The organism is Aureimonas sp. AU40, from assembly GCF_001463785.1.
GTDB lineage: Bacteria > Pseudomonadota > Alphaproteobacteria > Rhizobiales > Rhizobiaceae > Aureimonas.
Genome location: NZ_BBWL01000033.1, coordinates 109,831 through 129,814, shown reverse-complemented (window position 1 = coordinate 129,814; position 19,984 = coordinate 109,831). Strand labels below are relative to the sequence as shown.

The 19,984-nt window shown below is 68.6% G+C and carries 15 protein-coding genes; 5 read left to right on the top strand and 10 right to left on the bottom strand.

Annotated features, from left to right (window positions below; all coding sequences use genetic code 11):
• The first annotated feature begins 66 nt into the window (after positions 1 to 66).
• The 4 genes from AUL32_RS11495 to AUL32_RS11480 all read left to right on the top strand — a co-directional run bounded on the left by AUL32_RS11495 (position 67) and on the right by AUL32_RS11480 (position 4,870).
• Positions 67 to 1,884, top strand: a complete 1,818-nt coding sequence (locus AUL32_RS11495) for a GGDEF domain-containing protein (protein ID WP_062114979.1) — start codon at positions 67 to 69, stop codon at positions 1,882 to 1,884.
• Positions 1,885 to 2,085: 201 nt separating this feature from the next.
• Positions 2,086 to 2,904: an ABC transporter ATP-binding protein gene (locus AUL32_RS11490; RefSeq protein WP_062114977.1), complete on the top strand. Its 819-nt coding sequence runs from the start codon at positions 2,086 to 2,088 to the stop codon at positions 2,902 to 2,904.
• Complete coding sequence (locus AUL32_RS11485) at positions 2,901 to 3,866, top strand: ABC transporter substrate-binding protein (RefSeq protein ID WP_062114976.1); 966 nt, start codon at positions 2,901 to 2,903, stop codon at positions 3,864 to 3,866. The genes AUL32_RS11490 and AUL32_RS11485 overlap by 4 nt, the downstream gene beginning before the upstream one ends.
• Positions 3,863 to 4,870 (top strand): FecCD family ABC transporter permease, encoded by a 1,008-nt coding sequence (locus AUL32_RS11480; RefSeq protein WP_062114975.1) that lies wholly within the window; start codon positions 3,863 to 3,865, stop codon positions 4,868 to 4,870. Before AUL32_RS11485 ends, AUL32_RS11480 begins: the two co-directional genes overlap by 4 nt.
• Positions 4,871 to 5,133: 263 nt before the next feature.
• Here the strand turns inward: AUL32_RS11480 and AUL32_RS11475 are convergent, their stop codons facing one another.
• From AUL32_RS11475 to AUL32_RS11455, 5 genes are all read right to left on the bottom strand, one after another.
• The gene (locus AUL32_RS11475) at positions 5,134 to 7,239 is read right to left on the bottom strand and encodes a HAMP domain-containing methyl-accepting chemotaxis protein (RefSeq protein WP_062114974.1); all 2,106 of its coding nucleotides are present in this window, start codon (positions 7,237 to 7,239) and stop codon (positions 5,134 to 5,136) included.
• Between the two features lie 182 nt (positions 7,240 to 7,421).
• Complete coding sequence (locus AUL32_RS11470; protein ID WP_062114973.1) at positions 7,422 to 8,123, bottom strand: SDR family oxidoreductase; 702 nt, start codon at positions 8,121 to 8,123, stop codon at positions 7,422 to 7,424.
• Positions 8,124 to 8,230: 107 nt separating this feature from the next.
• A complete protein-coding gene (locus tag AUL32_RS11465; RefSeq protein ID WP_062114970.1) occupies positions 8,231 to 8,863 on the bottom strand; it encodes a glutathione S-transferase family protein in 633 nt (210 codons plus the stop codon).
• Between the two features lie 71 nt (positions 8,864 to 8,934).
• Positions 8,935 to 9,309: a GtrA family protein gene (locus AUL32_RS11460; protein WP_062114967.1), complete on the bottom strand. Its 375-nt coding sequence runs from the start codon at positions 9,307 to 9,309 to the stop codon at positions 8,935 to 8,937.
• The gene (locus AUL32_RS11455; RefSeq protein ID WP_062114964.1) at positions 9,306 to 10,295 is read right to left on the bottom strand and encodes a glycosyltransferase; all 990 of its coding nucleotides are present in this window, start codon (positions 10,293 to 10,295) and stop codon (positions 9,306 to 9,308) included. The genes AUL32_RS11460 and AUL32_RS11455 overlap by 4 nt, the downstream gene beginning before the upstream one ends.
• A 150-nt stretch (positions 10,296 to 10,445) precedes the next feature.
• Between AUL32_RS11455 and AUL32_RS11450 the strand changes: the two genes are divergently transcribed.
• Entirely contained in the window at positions 10,446 to 12,254 is a 1,809-nt protein-coding gene (locus tag AUL32_RS11450) for a hypothetical protein (RefSeq protein WP_062114960.1), read from the top strand.
• A gap of 7 nt (positions 12,255 to 12,261) precedes the next feature.
• Here AUL32_RS11450 and AUL32_RS11445 read toward each other — a convergent pair whose 3' ends face one another.
• The 5 genes from AUL32_RS11445 to AUL32_RS11425 form a co-directional block, all read right to left on the bottom strand.
• Positions 12,262 to 13,869, bottom strand: coding sequence for an ABC transporter ATP-binding protein (locus AUL32_RS11445; RefSeq protein WP_082659568.1), 1,608 nt, complete (start codon positions 13,867 to 13,869; stop codon positions 12,262 to 12,264).
• A 5-nt stretch (positions 13,870 to 13,874) separates the two neighbouring features.
• Positions 13,875 to 15,059 carry an ABC transporter permease gene (locus AUL32_RS11440; RefSeq protein ID WP_082659566.1) on the bottom strand — a complete coding sequence of 395 codons (1,185 nt, stop codon included), beginning with the start codon at positions 15,057 to 15,059 and terminating at the stop codon, positions 13,875 to 13,877.
• On the bottom strand, positions 15,056 to 16,063 hold the full coding sequence (locus AUL32_RS11435) for an ABC transporter permease (RefSeq protein WP_062114957.1): 1,008 nt from the start codon (positions 16,061 to 16,063) through the stop codon (positions 15,056 to 15,058). The genes AUL32_RS11440 and AUL32_RS11435 overlap by 4 nt, the downstream gene beginning before the upstream one ends.
• Positions 16,064 to 16,217: 154 nt before the next feature.
• Positions 16,218 to 18,275, bottom strand: a complete 2,058-nt coding sequence (locus AUL32_RS11430; RefSeq protein WP_062114955.1) for an ABC transporter substrate-binding protein — start codon at positions 18,273 to 18,275, stop codon at positions 16,218 to 16,220.
• A gap of 121 nt (positions 18,276 to 18,396) precedes the next feature.
• Entirely contained in the window at positions 18,397 to 19,884 is a 1,488-nt protein-coding gene (locus tag AUL32_RS11425) for an alpha-glucosidase/alpha-galactosidase (protein WP_062114951.1), read from the bottom strand.
• Positions 19,885 to 19,984 lie beyond the last annotated feature (100 nt).

The following is a 19,984-nucleotide window of genomic DNA, read 5'->3' as shown; positions in this document are numbered from 1 at the left end:
ATGCGGGCTGAAAAAGCGCGCCGGGAAAATTCGATGGGGTTGGGCTCGCCCGCAAGGACCGTTTCCTTGAAGCGATGGCTGCAGGTATCCTTCGCGGGATTCGCCGGCAGCCTGCTTGTGGCGCTGGGCCTTGCCGTCTGGCCGCTGGTCGGCGACTATATCCGGGCCGAGCGCAACATGCGCAGCGTCGAGGCCTATGGCGAGCTTCTGACGGCGGCGAACCGGATCTCGGCCGAGCGTGGCCCCTCCAACGTCATGATGTCGATCCAGCCGGGCTCCGACGAGGCGGCCGCCGCGCGCCTTGCCGCGTTCCGCACGGCGACGGACCGCTCGCTCGAACAGATCCTCGCCCTTCCCCGCACCTGGACCCACCAGAGCGTGCTTCTGACGCTGGGCGAGCGGATCGGCGAGGCGCGACGCCTGCTTCAGACGGCGCGCCTCGCGGTGGACGAGGTCGCCGCCCTGCCGATCGCCATGCGCCAGTCCGCCGACACACGGCAGGCCATCGACGGTATGATCGCGGTGGCGGACAGCTACCAGTCGGTGCTGGACATCAGCGCTCGGGTGCTGGCGCATCAGGACCCGTCTCTGATCGGCGCGACGCTGATCGCTCAGAGCGCCAGCGACCTGCGCGAGTTCGGCGGACGGATCGCCTCCGGCTTGATCCCCGCCGTTTCGCTGGGCGAGAAGCTCAGCGCCGATGAACTCGACCGCTTCGTTCGGACCGAAGGGCGCCTTCTGGAAATCGACCGTCTCCTGCGGACGCAGACGCTGTTCGAGGACGACGAGACGGCGCGGCGCCTTGCCCAGGATATTCGTCAACGCTTCTTCGGGGACGGACTGAACTTTCTGAGGCGTCTGGTCGCTAAGGGACGGGAAGGCGGGCGCTACGGCGCCGATCCGGCCGTGATCATGTCGGTCTACGTGCCGACGCTGAAACCCCTGGAGGATCTGCGCGTCTTCGCCCTGTCGCATATGATCGAGACGTTCAAGGCGCAAAGTCGCGAGGCGCTGACGCGGCTTCTCCTCACGCTGGTCTGCTCGGCGCTGTTTCTCGCCTTGGCCTTCCGGTTTCTTTATTCGGTGCGCACCACGATCCTCATTCCGCTCATGGCGGCGCGCGACATGGTGGTCTCGCTGGCGGACAATCGTCCGGCGCGGAGCCTGGGAAGCCAGGTTCCGATCAACGAGTTGCGCACCCTGTTCTCCGCCATCGCCGTTCTGGCGCAGCAGACCAGCGAGCGTCGCCGCCTTCTGGAGCAGTTCCGCGCGCAGGCCGAGACGGATCGTCTGACGGGCCTCGCCAACCGACGCCGCTTCGAGGCGCTGGCGACGCAGGCGATGAAGAGCGCGCGCGCCGGGCAGATGGGCCTGCTCTACTTCGATCTCGACCTGTTCAAGCGGGTCAACGACACGTTCGGCCATCATGCCGGCGACGAGGTTCTGGTGGAGGTCGCGCGCCGTCTGGAAGCGCTGGTGGCGGGGCAGATCGTCCTGGCGCGGTTGGGCGGCGACGAGTTCGCAGTCCTGTGCATCGATCTCGATGAAGCCGTGCAGCGCACCGTGGCCGAGGCCATCCTGGCCGTGCTGTCGGAGCCCTTCGAGATCGAAGGGCGCAGGCTGCGGATCGGCAGCAGCATCGGCATCGCTGTCCTGCGGGACGAGGGCGTCACCTTCGAGACGCTGTGCCGGCAGGCCGACATCGCGCTTTATCAGGCGAAGGCCACGGGCCGGAATCGGTTTTGCGTCTATGCGGACGGCATGGAGGCGGCGTTTCAGGAGCGCAACGCCGCGGAGCGGGACAATCTGCCGGGCGATGGGCGCGCGGGCGCCGACCCTGCGCCGTCCACGCCGTCGCGCCGGCGGCTCCCTCCGGCGGCTTGAATCGACCGCAGGCGCACCATCGCGATCGCCCAAGCCGCGCGGCTTATGTTCGCTCGCGTGCAACCTCAAGCAGGGCAAGACGGAGCTTGACCCCATGCCGCTGCAGAGCGAGCGTCCGTGCGGAAAACGTCAGGCTTGCAATGTTATAGTATAACACGCTAAGGGCCTTCCCGTTGCCTTTGCGTTCGAGACCGCCTGTCCATGCCTTCATCCCCGTCCGCGCCCGGCCGCATCGAACTTGACGGCGTCGATTTCGCGACAAGCGACGGGCAGGCCATTCTTCGCGGCATCGACCTTTGCGTCGCGGCGGGCGAGCGGCTGGCGGTGGTCGGGCCGAACGGGGCTGGCAAGACCTCGCTTCTGCGCCTTCTTTTCGCCCGGCTCCGACCGACGGCGGGGCGCATCCGCATCGACGGGCGCGATCTTTCGGCCATCGCCCCGGCGGAGCGGGCACGGCTCGTCGCGGTGGTCGGCCAGAGCGACCTGCCGGACGGGCGCCTGACGGTTTGGGACTATGTCTCCCTCGGGCGCATTCCGCATCGCGGCCACACATCGCCGGAGGCGGACCGCGCGGCGGTGGCTGGCGCCTGCGCGCGCGTCGGCCTGTCCGCGCTCGCGGCGCGGCGGCTGGACAGCCTGTCGGGCGGCGAGCGCCAGCGCGCCGCAATCGCCCGCGCCGTGGCGCAGCAGCCGGCGGTTCTCGTTCTGGACGAGCCGACCAACCATCTCGACCCCCGTGCGCGCGCCGACATGCTGGCGCTGGCGCGCGGGCTCGGCATCACCGTGGTCGCCGTGCTGCACGATCTCGCCCTGGTCACGCCCTTCGCGGACCGGGTCGCCGTGCTCCAAGGCGGCCGCCTCGTCGCGCGGGGGGCGCCAGGCGAGGCGCTCTCGGCCCCCATCGTGCGCGAGGTTTTCGCGATGGACTGCTTCCCTTTCATCAACCCGGCCACGGGGCGCCCGCTCCTCGTCTTCGACACGCCGGCCCATGCTGATTGCGACCAGAGGATTCTCCCATGAAGACCCTTTTCCCCCTGGCTCTTTTCGCGGCAACGCTCAGCGCCGCCCCGGCCCTGGCCTTTCCGGTCAGCGTCGAGAATTGCGGGCGAACGCTCACCTTCGACAAGGCGCCGCGCCGCGCCGTGGTGCACGATCTCAACATGAGCGAGATGGCTTTCGCGCTCGGTCTTCAGCCGAACATGGCGGGCGTCACGGGCGTTTCGGGCTGGTACAAGACGACCTCGGCCTTCGACGCCGCCAAGGGCGCGCTGCCCGAGCTCGCGCCGAAATATCCGACAATGGAAACGCTGCTCGCCGCCGAGGCCGATTTCTTCTTCGCCGGCTGGTATTACGGCATGAAGCCCGGCGGCGAGGTGACGCCCGACACGCTGAAGGCCAAGGGCATCGAGACCTATGTCCTCACCGAAAGCTGCGCCCAGGTGGACAAGGCGCGCCCGCGCGCCTCGATGGACCTGCTCTATGCCGACGAGCTGGCGCTCGGCACGATCTTCGGCAAGCGCAATGAAGCCGAGGCGCTGGTGGAGGGCTGGAAGGGGCGGATCGCCAAGGTCGCCGAGGCGGTGAAGGGCGAAGCGCCGGTCTCGGTCTTCCTCTACGATTCGGGCGAGGACAAGCCCTTCACGGCGGGCAAGTTCGCCATGCCCACCGCCCTGATCGAGGCCGCCGGCGGCACCAACGTGCTCGGCGATCTCGACATGAGCTGGGGCACGACCTCCTGGGAGGACGTGGCGCTGAAGAACCCGCAATTCCTCGTGCTGCTCGACTACCAGGACGGCGCGGGCTACCGGAAGCTCCTGGACTTTCTCAAGAACCACCCCGCCATGCGCGAGACCGACGCGGTGAAGAACGAGCGCTTTCTGCCGCTGCGCTACGAGCAGATCACGCCCGGCCCCGCCAATATCGACGCGGTGGAGGCCCTGGCCAAGGCGCTGCATCCGGCCGCCGGCCCAGCTGCGAAATGACGGCCCGCGCATGGGCCCTGTCGGGCGCGGGGGCGGCGCTTCTCCTGGCGCTGGCGCTGGCCGGCATCGCCTATGGATCGACGCCGCTGCCGCTCGGCGCCATTCTGCGCACGCTGGCCGGGGCGGCGGGGTTGGACGTGGGGCAGGGCTTGTCCGGCCCGGCGGCGCGCATCGTCCTCGACCTGCGCCTGCCGCGCACCGTGCTCGCCATGTCGGTCGGCGCCGGTCTGGCCGTGGTCGGCGCGCTGCTCCAGACCACGACGCGCAACGATCTCGCCGATCCGTTCCTGTTCGGCCTATCCTCCGGGGCAGCGGCCGGCGCGGTGTCGGTCATCACCCTGTTCGGAGACCGGCTCGGCGTGTGGACCCTGCCGGCCGCCGCCTTCGCCGGCGCGCTGCTCTCGGCGCTGGCGGTTCTCGTGCTCCTGTCGCGCGAGGGTGGCAAGGCGCCCGAGCGGCTGGTGATCGCGGGCCTCGCCGTGTCCTTCCTGTTCGGAGCGCTGACCACGTGGCTGGTCTTCGCGGGGGACCAGCGCGCAGCCTATTCCGTCCTGTTCTGGACGGCGGGCGGCCTCGGGCTTGCGGGCTGGAGCAACCTGCCGCTGGCCCTGTTCGGCGCGGGGCTGGCGATCGGCACGGGCATCGTCTTCCGGCACGGGCTCGACGCGCTGCTCGGCGGCGAGGAAACCGCCCATTCGCTCGGCATCGACGTGGCCCGGCTGCGGCTCTCCGTCTTCGCGCTCTCGGCGCTTGCCACCGCCGCGCTGGTGGCCCTGTCGGGCGTCATCGGCTTCGTCGGGCTGATGGTGCCGCATCTGGCGCGGGCGCTGGTCGGCGTGCGCCATGGGCCGCTGGTCGCGGCCTCGGCGCTGATCGGCGCGATCCTCCTCCTCATCAGCGATCTCGCCAGCCGCGTCGTGCTCGCGCCGCAGGAGCTGCCGGTCGGCATCGTCACCTCGGCGCTTGGCGCCGCCTTCGTGCTGACGCTGGTCCTGCGCCGCTGAGGGCGCGGCCGGCGCTCGCGGGCGGCGGGGTAGCCTTGCGGCGATGCTTACCCCGATTGACTATGGGTCTTTGGTCTGCGTTCAGCGCTTTGTCGTTCATCGTCTGAACGAAGAGACTTCGCTTCAATCCTGTTTCACGTGAAACAGAAGCGGGCGTTCCTGATTGTCGCGCTGGGCGAAGTCAGAGGTCCCAGCGTTCGGCGATCGAGGACGCCACCGCCCCTGAATCATGACCCGCTCGAAAACGCCGGGACAATGGGCTCTCAAGCGCTCATCTTCTCGAAATCACCATCGCCGTCCAAATCCATCGCGAAGCCATTGGCCGCTGCGGGCGGGGCGCTCTTGGCTGGGGCGGCGGCGCGCTTGGGGGCCTGCGTCTCGGCGAAGCTCTGCGCCTTGGCCTGAAGCGCGTGGACGGTCTCCACACGCGGGGCAGCAGGCGAAGCCGCGGGGGCGGCCGGGGCCGCCGCCTGGACGGGAGCTGACGGCACGTCCGCGCCGGGGGCGAGCTTGAAGAAGCGGGCGCTCTCCTGCAGACGGCGCGCTTCGGCCGAAAGCTGCTCGGCGGTCGCGGACATTTCGTTGGCCGCGCCGGCATTGGTCTGCGTCACCTGATCCAGCTGGCCGATCGCCTGGTTGATCTGGTCGATGCCGATCGACTGCTCGCGGCAGGCCGCCGAGATTTCCGACACGAGTTCGGCCGTCTTCTGGATGTCGGGCAGAAGCGCATTCAGCATCTGCCCGGCTTCCTCGGAGGTGAGAAGCGACTGCGTCGATAGCGTGCCGATCTCGGCCGCCGCCGACTGCGAGCGCTCGGCGAGCTTGCGCACTTCGGACGCCACCACCGCGAAGCCCTTGCCGTGCGAGCCCGCGCGCGCCGCCTCGATCGCGGCGTTGAGAGCGAGAAGATCGGTCTGGCGGGCGATTTCCTGAACGACGCGGATCTTGTCGGCGATCACGCGCATCGCCTCCACCGAGGCCGTCACGGCCTTGCCGGAGCGTTCGGCGCTGGCGGCGGCCTGAACGGCGATCTTCTCGGTGGTCGAGGCGTTGTCGGCGTTCTGGCGCACATTGGCGCTCATTTCCTCGATCGCGGCCGAGGCCTCTTCCGAGGCGGCGGCCTGTTCGGTGGAGCCCGCCGAAAGCTGCTCGGCCGTCGTGGCCGACTGGCTGGAGCCCGACGCCACCTGGTCGGACGAGGCGGCGACCACGGTGGCATAGTCCGACAGCTTGACGCTCATGGCGTTCATGGCGCCGAGAAGGTCGTCCAGCTCGTCGGCCTTTCCTGCCGCGACGCGCTGCGACACGTCGCCTTCGCCGATGGCGTTGGCAAGGCGAACCGCCTTGCTCAGGCGCCGCGAGATGGACAGGGCGATCCAGGCCGCCGCCCCGGCGCCCAGAACCACCGCGCCGGCGACGAGGCCGAGCAGCATCAGACGCATGGACTCATAGGCGCTGGCGGAACGCGCGAGATAGGCTTCGGCCGACTTCGAGGCCCCGGCCGCCAGCTCTTCCAGCCGCTGGGCCGCCGCCACCGCCATTGGACCCTGCTTGGTATCGGCGAGCGTCTGTGCCTTGGCGAGCCAGTTCGCAACGCCGACATCGGTGGCCGCGCGCATCAGCTTGAAGCTCTCGGCCCAGGCGTCCCGGAGGCCCGGCACACTAGGGGCGAGCTTGGGATGGCGCGTGGCCAGCGCGGCGAGGCTCGCGCGGATCTGTTCGTCCAGCGCGTTCAGCCGTTCGCTGGAGCGCGCGATCTCGGCGTCGTCCGAAAGCGCGAGCGCCCGTCCCATCTGGACGCGCGCATCGAGAACCGCCGTCGCGATGCCCTGAAGCGCCTCGCGCGCCGTCAGCGCATCGACGCTCGTGGTCGACAATCCGTTCTGCAGCGCCTTCAGACCGCTGGTCATGCCGGCCACGGGCTGGTCCGTGGTCAGGAAGGCGGTTTGGGAGGCCGACACATCGGCCTTATCGCCCGCCTCGAAGGCGGCGTCCGACGCCGCCTTCAACTCCGCGATCATCGGCTCGACATCGGCATAGGCCTTGCGGTCCTCGGCGGGCATGGTGCGCAGGATGTCGGCCAGCGTGGTCTCGATCGACTGCCAGTTCTCCTGATACTCGGCGGCAGTCCCTTTGAGCTTTTCCGGATCGGACGTGAAGAAGGAGGTCAGGATGTCCCGGCGCACGACTTCCAGCGAGGTCGCGATCCCCTTGGTGCCGTCCACCTGCCGGAACGGCCCTTGCGCGAAGTCCTGCAGCATGGCGTTCGTGCTCGCCAGCGAGGAGACGCCGAAGTAACCGACCGCACCCGTCAAGAGGAGGGTCGCCCCGAAACTCGCGCCGAGTTTGAGCTTGATGTTCAGACGCATGGGAGCTCGTCTCCGGCACTGGCCGCGCAGTGATGGTTAAGGGATGCTTTCGTACCCTCAGGTTTCACATGGAAGTGTTGATTTGAATTTAACCCAGTTTCCCGTTTCCTGTCGCGAAGCTGACTGCGACAAGATTGTCTCGCGTTCCAGATTCCATGCTGGACCCGAACCGGCGGGTCGCCTCACACCGAGCGGGTCACGCCGCCGTCGACGCGGATGTTCTGTCCGGTGATGTAGCCGGCTCCCTCGGAGGCCAGAAAGGCGATCGTGGCGGCGACTTCGTCCATGCGGCCATAGCGGCCCATCGGCACGCTGACGCGCCTCTCCTCGGTTCCCGGCAGGCTGTCGATCCAGCCGGGCAGGACGTTGTTCATGCGGATGCCGCTGGCAGCAAAGCCGTCGGCATAGATCTTGGTGTAGGCGGCGAGACCCGCGCGAAACACGGCCGATGTTGGAAACAAGGCGCTCGGCTCGAAGGTCCAGGCCGTGGAGACGTTGACGATCGCGCCGCTCCCCTGCGCCTGCATGATCGGCGTAACGAGGCGGGTCGGGCGGATGACGTTGAGCAGATAGGTGTCGAGCCCGGCATGCCAGTCTTCGTCGGTGATCTCGACGATCGGCGCGCGCGGCCCGTGGCCGGCGCTGTTGACGAGGACGTCGATCCGGCCCCAGCGCTCCATGGTCCCGTCCACGAGGCGCCTCAGATCCTCGTTCGACTGGTTCGAGCCCGTCACGCCGAAGCCGCCCAGCGCGCCGGCTAGCGCCTCGCCCTTGCCGGAGGAGGACAGGATCGCGACCTTGTAGCCGTCCGCCGCGAGGCGCCGCGCCGCCGCCGCGCCCATGCCGCTTCCCCCCGCGGTGACGATGGCAGTCTTCTCGGTCATGTCGGTTCCTTTCCGCTGTGTGGCTTTGGGCTCGCGAAGCCCGGCCTCGTGCCGCCATCATGGCTCGCAAGGCGGGTTTCGCGAAGTCCCCTCGTCACCCCGCCCTGTCAGGCGGCGGGCGGGCCGACCGGCCGCACCGCCTTCTGGAAGGCGGGACGGCTTTCGAGGCGCGCGGCATAGGCGGAGATGGCGGGATAGGGTCCGAGATCGAGAGGGCGGACATGGCGGCGGAAGGTCGTGAACGGATAGGCCATCATGATGTCGGCCGCCGTGAAGGCCTCGCCCGCCAGATAGGGCGAGCGCGTCAGCTCTTCCTCGATCATCCGCAGATGCGTCAGGGTTCCCGCCCGCACCCGCGCCATGCCGGGATGGGCGTCGGCGTCCGGTAGCATCCGGTCCAGCGACCATTCGCGCAGAAGCTGCAGCATGAGCGAGCCCTCCGCGTAGTGCAGCCAGTAGAGATAGCGGGCGAAGTTCGGCGCGCCGGGAGCCACCGCCAGCCGGCCTCCACCATAGAGCGCCAGGATATATTCGACGATCGCGCCCGACTCCGCCAGAACGACCTCGCCGTCGTAGATCACCGGCGCGCGGCCGAGCGCATGAGTCTTGCGCATCGCGTCCGGCGCGAACAGATCCTGCCGCCGTTCGAAGGCCTCGACCTCGTAGGGCAGGCTGAGTTCCTCCAGGAGCCAAAGCACGCGTTCGGAACGGGAGCGGTCGAGATGGACGAGTTTGATCATGCCCCGGTTCTAGGGCAGGCCGAGCGAGCGGCGAGGAGGGTCGCCAAAGGCGACCTACCCAAGCCCCGGCGTCAGTTGCGGAATACGAAGCGGGAATAGCCGAGAAAGCTGAAGGCGAGGGCGGCGGCGGAGGCGACGATCAGCGCGATCAGCGGGTTGAGGGCTGGCAGGGCGAGAATCAGCGCGGAGTAGACGGCGTAGTTGATGCAGGACGAGACAAGGCCGACCGACCCGTAGCGAACGCCTTCCGCCAGCACCGTTCGGCTCGACGCGCCGAAGGTGAAAAGCCGGTTGCACTGCCAGGTGACGAGGAGGGCCAGCGCGATGGCGATGACGCGCGCCGCGAGCGGGCCAAGAGAACTCTGGTGGAGGAGGAGCGCCAGCGTCCCGAAATCCACGAGGAAGCCGAGAAAGCCGACCAGGCCGAAGCGCATCAGCCGCTTCATGCCGCATCCGCCGCCCGGGGCTTGCGGTAGACGGGGGCCGCCGGGGCCTCGCTCACGCCGGTCTGCGGCACGCTCATATAGTGGAGGCGCAACTGCTCGACCCTGGCATGCGCCAGCGAATCGAGGATCAGGCCCGCCGTCAGCAGAAGCAGGCCCATCATCATGAGCGCCATGGAGAAGATCCAGGTCGGCAGCCGGCTGACGAGGCCCGTGGTGAAATATTCCAGAAGCACCGGCGTCATGAAGGCGAGGCTCGCCAGAAGCGAGAGCGCCGAAAAGGCGCCGAACACCGCGAAGGGCCGGGTTTCCTTGGCCAAAACGGCGAGCATCCAGAGAATCCTGGCGCCGTCGCGAAAGGTCGAGAGCTTGGAGACCGACCCTTCCGGCCGCCTGCCATAGGGCAGCTCCATCTCCGCGATGGGCAGTTTCAGCCGCGCGGCATGGACCGACATCTCCGCCTCGATCTCGAAGCCGCCCGACATGGCGGGAAGGCTTTTGACGAAGCGTCGGGAAAAGGCGCGGTAGCCGGAGAAGATGTCGGTGAAGCCCTGGCCGAAGAGCGAGGCGTAGAGCCGGTTGAAGAGCCGGTTGCCCAAGGCATGGCCCTGCCGGCCCGCATCCTCCCGCACGCCGCGCCGCGTGCCCACCACCATGTCAGCCCGCTCGGACAGGAGCGCGCGGATCAGGTGCTCGGCGTCGGCCGGCGCATAGGTGCCGTCGCCATCGGCCATGACGTAGATGTCCGCCTCGATGTCGGCGAACATGCGGCGCACCACATGACCCTTGCCCTGCCGCCGCTCCCGCTCGACCTCAGCCCCGGCCAGCATGGCCTGAAGCGCGGTGCCGTCGGTGGAATTGTTGTCATAGACGTGGATGGTGGCTTCGGGCAGCGCCTCGCGAAACCCGCGCACCACCTCGGCGATCGTCGCCGCCTCGTTGTAGCAGGGAAGAAGGACGGCGATCCGGCGTCCGAAGATCTGGCCCATGTCTCTTATTCACCAAGCGATAGGCGAACAGGCGCGCCCGCAAGGCCGCGTCCGAGGGGGCGGGCCGGCTTTACCTTTTATTGGGCCGGTTAAGACTAGGTTTCGCCCGCCCTGAAACCTGAGGAAATGGCCGATCGGCCATGAGGATCGATGGCCCGCGAGACAGGCTCCAGCGCTTCCCCCGGCCGGCAGGCCCGTCGCGTGGCGCTCTACGGAGCCGCGACCATCATCTTCATCTGCCTCATCACCCTGCCCCAGGCGCGCGATTATGTCGGCGCCGACAATGACGACGCCATGCGGCTGGTCGAGGTTCGCGATTTCCTGGCCGGGCAGGGCTGGTTCGATCTCATGCAGTATCGCCTCGGCCCGCCGCCGGGCGTCCTCATGCACTGGTCGCGTCTGGTGGATGCGCCGATCGCCGCGCTGATCCGCGCTTTCGCCACGCTGTTCGACCGCGAACAGGCGGAGGCGCTCGCCCTCGCCGTCTGGCCCCTGTCGCTGACGCTGCCCGTGCTGGCCGCCTTCGGGTCTGCCGGGCAGGCGCTGGGCGGGCGGGTGGCGAGCCACATCGCGCTGATCCTGTCCTCGATCTATCTCGCGACCTCCAACCGCTTCCTGCCGGGCGCGATCGACCATCACAATGTGCAACTGGCGCTGGTGGCGGTGATGACGGCGGTTCTCGTCACCCGGCCGGGCTGGCGGGGCTATGCGCTGGCCGGGGCGGCGGCGGCGGCGGCGCTCGCCGTCGGCGCGGAGACGACGCCTCTGGTGGCCGTGGTCTGCGGCCTCGTCGCCGTCACCTGGGCTTTGGAGGGGCGGGCCTTCCAAGGGCGCTGCGTTGCCTTCTCGCTGGGGCTGGCGCTCGGCGTCACGGCCTTGTTTTTCGCTACGATCCCGCCCGCCCGCTATTGGGTGGTGACCTGCGACGCGCTGTCTTTCGGCTTTTATGCGCTGGCGGTGGCCGGCGGCGGGTTTCTCGGCCTCGCCGGCCTTCTCGCCAGCGGGCGGGGGCGAGTGGCGAGGTTCGCCTGCCTTGCCGCGATCGGTGGGCTGACCGGCGCCCTGGCCCTGCGGATCGCGCCGGAGTGCCTCGGAAACCCGCTGGCCGGGCTCGACCCGATGCTGGTTACGCTCTGGCTCGACAAGGTGAGCGAGGCGCGCTCCATCGCGGCCCTCGCGCGCACGGAGCCCAATCTCCTCGGCAGTCTCTACGCGCCCGGCCTGTTCGCTTTGGCGGCCTGCGCCTTCGCCCTGTGGCGGGGCGAGCGCGTCCGGGCTCATGCGGTGCTGGCGGTTCTGCTTCTGGTCTCGCTGGGCGTCGCCGTCGTGCAGGTGCGCGGGGCGATGTTCTCCAATCTCCTGGCGATCGTGCCGCTCTCCCTGCTTCTGGCGGATCTGCGGGCGCGCCATCTCGCGGCGAAAGGCCGGCTCGGGCCGGCGCTCGCCTTCGGGATCGCCGCGCTCTGCGCGCCTTCGGCGCCCTGGGCGGTGGCGGGCTATGTCTTGCTCAAGAAGCCGGCCAAGCTGGAGGCGACGGTGGATTCGCGCCAGGAGAACGCTGCCGATCAGGCAAGCTCGAACTGCTACGGCGCGGCGGCCATGGCCCCGCTCGCGACCCTCGCGCCGACAACGGTCGCCGCCGATGTCGACGCCGGAACCTGGATCCTGCGGTTCACGCCGCACCGCGTGCTCGCCGCGCCCTATCACCGCAACCAGGCCGGCATGCTGGCCGAACTGCGCATCGCCCTGGCACCGCCGGTCGAGGCCGAAGCGCTGCTGCGAAAGGCCGATGTCGGCGTGATCGCCCTTTGCGAGGCCGACGGGCCGCGCGGCGCGTTCAAAGGCCCCTACGAGAACGGCCTCTTCGCCAGCCTTTCGGCCGGCGACGTGCCACCTTATCTCGAACCGCTGCCCTTCGCGGACGGGCTGAGGCTCTTTCGCGTCAGGCCCGCGAGCTGAAAATCCGCTAAGGCTGGAAGGCAGAGGCGATCAGGCGGCGTGTGTAGGGATGGCTCGGGTTCGCCAGGACCTCGGCCGTCGCGCCCCGCTCGCAGATCTGGCCGCTCTTCATGACGACGACATTGTGGCAGAGCGCCTGCACGACCTTCAGGTCGTGGCTGATGAAGAGATAGGTCAGGCCGTGGCTGCGCTGGAGACCGCGCAGGAGCTCGATGATCTGCGCTTGGACGGAGAGGTCCAGCGCCGAGGTCGGCTCGTCCAGCAGCACGAATTCGGGACGAAGCACGATGGCGCGCGCGATGGCGATGCGCTGGCGCTGGCCGCCGGAGAACTCGTGCGGGAAGCGGTTGAGGCAGTTGGGATCGAGATTGACATCGCGCAGCGCCTGACGCACCAGCGCCTCGCGCTCGGCCCCCGATGCGCCGATCTTGTTGACGACGAGCCCTTCCTCCACGAGGTCGCGCACCGACATGCGCGGGTTGAGCGAGGCGAACGGGTCCTGGAAGACGACCTGCAGCTGCGTGCGCAAGGGGCGCATCTCAGCCTTGTCTCGCCCTTCCAGATGCTCGCCGCGCCACAGGATCTCGCCGCCGCGCACGTTGAGAAGACGCAGCATCGCCTTGCCGAGGGTCGACTTGCCCGAGCCCGATTCGCCCACGATGCCGAGCGTTTCGCCGCGCCGGATCGACAGGGTGACGTCGTCGATCGCGCGCAGGGCATGGGTTTTGGAGCGCAGGAGCCCACCCCAGCGAATGTCGAAGAAGACGTCGAGATTGCGCGCCTCCATGACCACCGGCGCGCCGTCCGGGATCGGATCGGGCAGGCCGCGCGGCTCGGAGGCGAGGAGCTTTCGGGTGTAGGGATGGGCGGGCGCGTCGAACACGGCCGCCGTTTCGCCCCGCTCCACGATCTCGCCCTTGCGCATGACGCAGACCCGGTCCGACCGGCGGCGCACGATGCCGAGATCGTGGGTGATGAGGATCAGGCCCATGTCGCGCTCGCGCTTCAGCGCGTCGAGGAGATCGAGAATCTCGGCTTGGACGGTGACGTCGAGCGCGGTGGTGGGCTCGTCGGCGATCAGGAGATCGGGCCCGTTGGCGATCGCCATGGCGATCATGACGCGCTGGCGCTGGCCGCCGGAAAGCTGGTGGGGATATTGCGACAGGCGCATTTCCGGCTCGGGAATGCGCACCTGGTGCAGGAGGTCCAGGGCCTCGGCGAGCGCGGCCTTGCGGGGCATGGGCCGGTGCGTGGTGATCGCCTCGGCGATCTGGTCGCCGATCCGGTAGATCGGATTGAGCGAACTCATCGGCTCCTGGAAGATCATGGCGATGCGCCCGCCGCGCACGGCTCGCATCTGCCGTTCCGTGAGCTTCATCAGGTCCTGGCCGAGGAAGCGGACGCGGCTGTCCTTGGAGAGGGCCGCGTTGCCCGCGAGAAGGCGCATCACGGCGCGCGAGGTCACGGACTTGCCCGAGCCCGATTCGCCCACGATCGCCAGCGTCTCGCCCCGGTCGACATGGAAGGCGCCGTTGCGCACCGCCTCCACAGCCCCGTCCTCGTGGCGGAAGGTGACGGACAGGTTCTCGACTTCGAGGAGATGGGTCATGGGCATGGCTCCTATTTCGAGGTCGGGTCGATCGCGTCGCGCAGAGCGTCGCCGAGCATGTTGAAGCCGAGCACGGTGACGAGGATCGCGCCGATGGGCGAGAGCACCCAAGGATAGGAGCCGAGCGTCTGGAGATCGCTCGCGGCGTTCAGCAGCATGCCCCAGCTGACCAGCGGCGGGCGCACGCCGATGCCCAGGAACGACAGGAAGCTTTCCAGAAGCACGATGGTCGGGATCATCAGGGTGGTGGCGACGATCACATGGCCGAGCACGTTCGGCAGGATGTGCTTAAGGAGAATGCGCGGCGTGCTCGCCCCGATCGCCTCGGCCGCGCCGATATAGTCGAGCCGGCTGACGAGCAGCGTCTTGCCGCGCACCTCGCGCGCCAGCTGCGCCCAGCGCAGCGCCGAAAGGATCAGCGCCAGTCCGATGAAGACCAGGAGGGCGTCGGTGTTGCGCGGGATCACGACCACGAGCGCGAAGTAGAGGGGCAGTTCGGGAAGCGCCAGGACGAACTCCACGAGGCGCTGAATCCACTCGTCGCCGCGCCCGCCGAGATAGCCCGACAGGATGCCGACCAGCGTGCCGACCGTGACCGAGATCGCGACCACGAGGCCGGCCATCAGCAGCGTCAGCCGCGAGCCGACCAGAAGGCGCGAGAGCATGTCGCGACCGTCGCGGTCGGTGCCGATGACGTTGAAGGCGCAGCCTTGCGGGGCGGCCAGGAGATGCCGGTCGAAAGTGAAGCCGAGCATCCGGTAGGACCAGCCCCGGCCGAGGAAGGTCGGCTGGCAGCGCGTCTGCGTGTCGATCGTCGGCACGAGGAGAAAGGTCGCTGGGTCCAGCTCGAAGCTCATCGGATGGGTGAAGGGCACGAGATGGAACCCGTCCTCCGCCATGAAATGCAGCCGCTGCGGCGGCTGGTAGATCGCCTCGGCGTTGCGCGCATTGGGATCGTAGGGCGCCAGGAAGTCGGCAAACACAGCGGCGAGCGCGACGAGGGCGACAAGCGCGAGGCCGATCATGCCCAGCGGGTTGCGCCGGAAGCGGCGCCAGACCGAGGCGCGGTAGGAGCGCGACTTGACCTCGGTTGGCGCCTTGGCGTCGGCGAGAAGCCCTTCCTCGCGGGCGGCGTCTTCGGGGTGCTGGAGGCGGCGCTCCTCGTCCAGCGCGGTCTTGGCGTCCAGAAGCGTCATCGGAAGGCCCCCTGCCGCACGCGCGGGTCGAGCGCGGCGAGCGCGATGTCGGCCAGGAAGTTGCCGATCACGAGGATCACCGCGAGAATCATGAAGATCGAGGCCGTCACGTAGATGTCCTCGACGAGAAGCGACTGGAGCATCAGCGGCCCGATGGTGGGGATGGCGAGGATGATCGCCGCCTCCAGCTCGCCCGAGACCATGTAGGGCATGATGAGGCCCTGGTTCATGACGAGCGGGTGGATGGCGTTCGGCACCGCGTGCTTCATCACCACCTTGCGCTCGGGCAGGCCCTTGGCGCGCGCCGCCTCCACATAGGGCTGGCGCAACACGTCGAGCAGGTTGCCGCGCATGACGCGCAGATTGTAGGCCAGCCCGCCGAAGGCCGCGATCAGAACCAGCGGCCAGACATGGGCGACGAGATCGAGGAACTTCGCCACGCTCCAGGGGGCCAGCACGTAGGGCGCCGAGAAGAGCGAGCCGATCGTCGGCGAGCGCCAGACGAAGGCCAGGAGATAGAGGATCACCAGCGCCATGAAGAAGCGCGGGATGGTCATGCCGAGAAAGGCGATCACGGTCGCCGCCCGGTCGCCCCAACGGTGCTGGTGGACGGCGGCGAAGATGCCGAGCCCGCATCCGATCAGGGTCGCCAGGAGGTGGCAGACCACGGCGATGCCGAGCGTCCACCAGATGCGCTCGCCGATCACCGCGATCGCCGGCCGGTTCTGCAGGAAGGAGGGGCCGAAGTCGCCGCGCGTGACGATGCCGCCGATCCACTTTGCGTATTGGACGGGCAGGGGGTCGTTGAGGCCGAGGCTTTCGCGCGTCTGCTGCGCCAGCCGCTCGGCATCCGCCTCGCCCATGCCGCCCCGGCTCATGGCCGTGGCCTTGATCGTATCGCCGTAGTCGCCGGGCGGCGCCTGGATCAAGGCGAAGGACACCAGACTCACCGCGAAGACGAGGCCCAGCGCGGAAACGAAGCGGCGGAGGACGAAGCCGAGCATGGAAGGCTCCCTTGCGGCTCTGGGAAGAAAGGCGAGGGCGAAGCGGGCTGCTTCGCGACGCGTGGCGCTCTGCGGAAGCGGGCCGCTTCGCCAACCTGACCGGCGAAGCGCCAAGGCACCGCCGGAGCGCGCGGCTCCGGCGGCGGGGTTCCCGCTAGCGCACGCCCGGGAGAGTACGCGGCGCCAGCTCGGGAACGGTGCCCTGTTGGGAGGTGGGCACGAAGAGCCGCTCGCGCATCGCTCCGTCCTCGCCCCAGCCATAGGCGAGCACCGGAGTTCCGGCGGGCACGTTGTGCAGCCGCTTGCCGATCAGGAGCGCGGCGGGAACGGAGACGAGGCCGATCTGGTAGACGTTCTCGGTCTGCAGGCGGTTGAAGTCGCGCAGCAGCGCGTTGCGCCGGCCGGCGTCGGGCTCGCTCTGGATGCGCCGCACGAGGGCGACCAGCTCGGTCTCGAAGGGCAGGAGTTCCTGCGGCTTTTCGGGCGTTCCGCGATGCCATTCGGGCCGGTTGGCGGCCACCGGCGCGAGATAGTCGAGATTCATGATCGGCGCCTGCGCGTAGCGGTCGCCGCGCCGCACCACCCAGTCCCAGGCGCAGCCGTCGATCAGATTGACCAGCTCGGTGTTGTTGGGCTGGAGAACGGCGTTGATGCCGAGTTCGCGCAGCATGGTGGCGAGCGACTGCGCGATGCTCGTGTCGGTGGGATAGAGGGTGGAATAGGCGAGGTTGATGTCGAGATTGCGCCCCGCGAGCGGACCCTTGTCCGCCGGCCAGTTGACGATCCCGTCGCCGTCCGTGTCGGTGAAGCCCATCTTGGCGAGCGCGGCTTTGGCGCCGGGCAGGTCGTAGGGGTAGAAGACCGTCATGTCGGGCGAGCCGAAGTCGCTCTCGGGATGGAGGCCGCCGGCAAAGGGAATGATGAACGGCCCGCGCACCAGGGACTGGCCGAGCGCCTGCCGGTCGATCCCCTGCGAGACGATGCGGCGGAACTCGCCGTTGCGGTTCAACTCGCGGATCGCCCGGTCGCGGTCGGAGGCGGCGCCGCAGACGGTGGAGTAGTTCGGAAGCACGCTCCAGTCGATCGAGCGAGGCCCCCAGATGACCTGCGTCGGGAAGTCCGGCTTCTGAGCCTGGCGCATGGATTCCAGATAAAGGCTGGGGTCCTCGAGATTGGCGTAGTCCGCCGAGCCCGCCACCGTCTGGATCGTGCGGTCCTCCCAGGTCGAGAGCTTGTACTGCACCTCGTCGAGATAGGGGAGCTGGTTGCCCTTGTCGTCCACCTCGTAGAAATACGGATTGCGGCGCATCACCATGATCTGGTTCGGCCGGTACTCCGTCACGGTCCAGGGGCCCATCGTCACCCAGGGCGTCTTGTCGGGCGAAAGCGCCGTGGCGTAGCTGCCGTAGGTCGCGTCCTTGTTATACTTAGGGTGCAGGGGTTTCAGGATGTGCGCGGGGCCGGGGCACATCTTCTGGTAGCCCATCTGGTAGAGCGTCGTGACCGGGAAGGCCTCGGTGAAGACCCAGCGGATGGTCGCGTCGTCCACTTTCTCCAGCTTGGTGCCCTCGCCATAGGCGGCCGGGCGGCCCCAGGCGGCGACATTGGGGTCGTTCATGTTGTCTTCCCAATGGAAGACGACGTCGTCGGCCGTGAAGGGCTGGCCGTCCGACCATTTGGCGCCCTTCAGGAGATGCATGGTCAGGGCGTGGCCGTCCGTCGACCATTCCCAGCTGGTGGCGAGCTGGGGCAGGGGCTCGGTGTTCTCGGCCGTCAGCATCCAGGCCGGCGCGTTGCGCACCAGACACTGGCTGATGATCTCCTCGACGCCGCCCCAGGCGAGCACGTTGCCCGCCGCCCAGTTCCAGCCCTGCGGGCGCGAGCCCGACACATGGCGCAGGACGCCGCCATAGACGCCCGGTCCCTCGACGCTCGACGTGTCGACCACGATGGGCCGCTCGGGCAGGCGGTCCTTGACGGGCGGAAGCTTGCCCTCGGTAACGAGGTCGGCGACCCAGCCGGGCTCGCCGTAGCGCTCCAGCGCCTCGACCCGCATCAGCTTGTCGCGCGCGATGCGCACGCCCTCGCCCTTCTGCAGGCTCTGCCCGACCGGAGCCGGCTCGGGGCCTTTCAGCGCCTGCGCCGAGGCCCCGTCCACGAGCATCGCCACCGAGAGGGCCGCCAGCGCGGTGCCCGCAAACCACTTCGTCATGCGTCCGTTCCTCCCAATTCGAGCCGCAGGCCGGATCTGACGCCCGGTCCTGCCGCCCTTTTCGCAGTCTGTTCGCTCAGATGCCGTTGGCTATTCGGTCACGCGCCGCTGGCTATTCGGTTCAGGCGCCGGGGCGCTGGCCGAGCGCGCCCATCGTGCGCCGGGCCGCCGTCGCCTCGCGCACCTCCTCCACGGAGCGCACCTCGCGCCGCGCCGCGCCGGCCCATTGGCGCGTCGGCACGGTGCCGCGCGACAGGCGCTCGCGCGCGGCGGGAATGGCGTCGGCATATTGCGGAAGCCAGGCGGCCTGGGCCACCAGCATCTCGTCCACCATCTGCCAGACCTCCTCGGGCGAGCAGATCGCGCCCACCAGCGGGTCGTGCAGCACGGAGAGCTTGAGGAGATCGACATCGCCCGTCACGGCCGCCCGGACCGCCATGCGCTGAACGTCCACCGAGGCCTGGCAGGTGGCCGCGCAGCCGAGCGGCAGCGTCAGGTCCGACACCATGTTGAGGCCGAACCGGTCCACGAAGCCGGTGGATTCCACGATGCAGTCGGCCGGCAGATTGGTGATGATGCCCCGGTTCTTGACGTTGAAATGTCCGCGATAGGTGCGCCCGGTTTCCAGCGCCTCGATGATGTGGCTGGCATGCTCGTCGGTGCGGCGCGCCGGGTCGAGCCGCTGACCGGCCTCCTCCAGGAAGGCGGGGAAATCCGTCTCGAACCAGTTCCGGCTTTCGGTGGAGTAGCGCAGGTATCCACCCGTCTCGCCGTGAATCCAGTCAGACATGTCGATCCAGCGGCCGATCTCGTCGGGCCGCTTGCGATACCAGGGCAGGTATTCCGACAGGTGCCCGTTGGACTCTGTGGAGTAGAAGCCGAAGCGCTTCAGGACGTCGATGCGCACCTTTTCCTGTTGCGAGAAGACGGGATGGCGCTCGAAGGCGGCGACGAGCTCGTCCTTTTCGATGTGCCGCCCGTTGTGACGCAGGTCCACGTACCAGGTCTGGTGGTTGATGCCGGTGCAGATATAGTCGAGCTCTTCGCGCGGGACGCCCAAGGCGCTGGCGATCTGGCGCCAGCCGTTCTGCACGCCGTGGCACAGGCCGATCGTGTCGACGCCGCCATGGTCGATCGCCGCCCAGGTGTTGATGGCCATCGGGTTGGCGTAGTTCAGGAGCCGCGCGCCGGGCTCCGCCACTTCGCGGATGTCGCGGCAGAAATCGAGGATCGCCGGCACGTTGCGCTGGCCGTAGAGAATGCCGCCGGCGCAGATCGTGTCGCCGACGCATTGGTCGACGCCGTATTTCAGCGGGATCTGGATGTCGCTGGCATAGGCTTCGAGCCCGCCGATGCGCGTGCAGTTGATGACGTAGCGCGCGCCCTCCAGCGCCCGGCGCCGGTCGCCCTCGGCCACGACCGTGGTCGGCAGGCCGTTGGCCTCGACGATCCGGCGCACGATCTCCTCGGCCATGGCGAGGTTGCGCGGGTTGATGTCGGTGAGCGCGATCCGCGCGTCCCGGAGCTCGGGCACGCACAGGATGTCGGATACCAGCTTCTTGGTGAAGCCGATCGAACCGGCTCCGATGATGGCGATCGTCACGGACATCGCTGCGCCTCCCTTGCATCTTCTCTTGGGCCGACCAAGTCCCACCCGGTGAAAATCGGATCACCGGACCGGCTCCCGTCTCCCGACCCCTCGCCCTGCC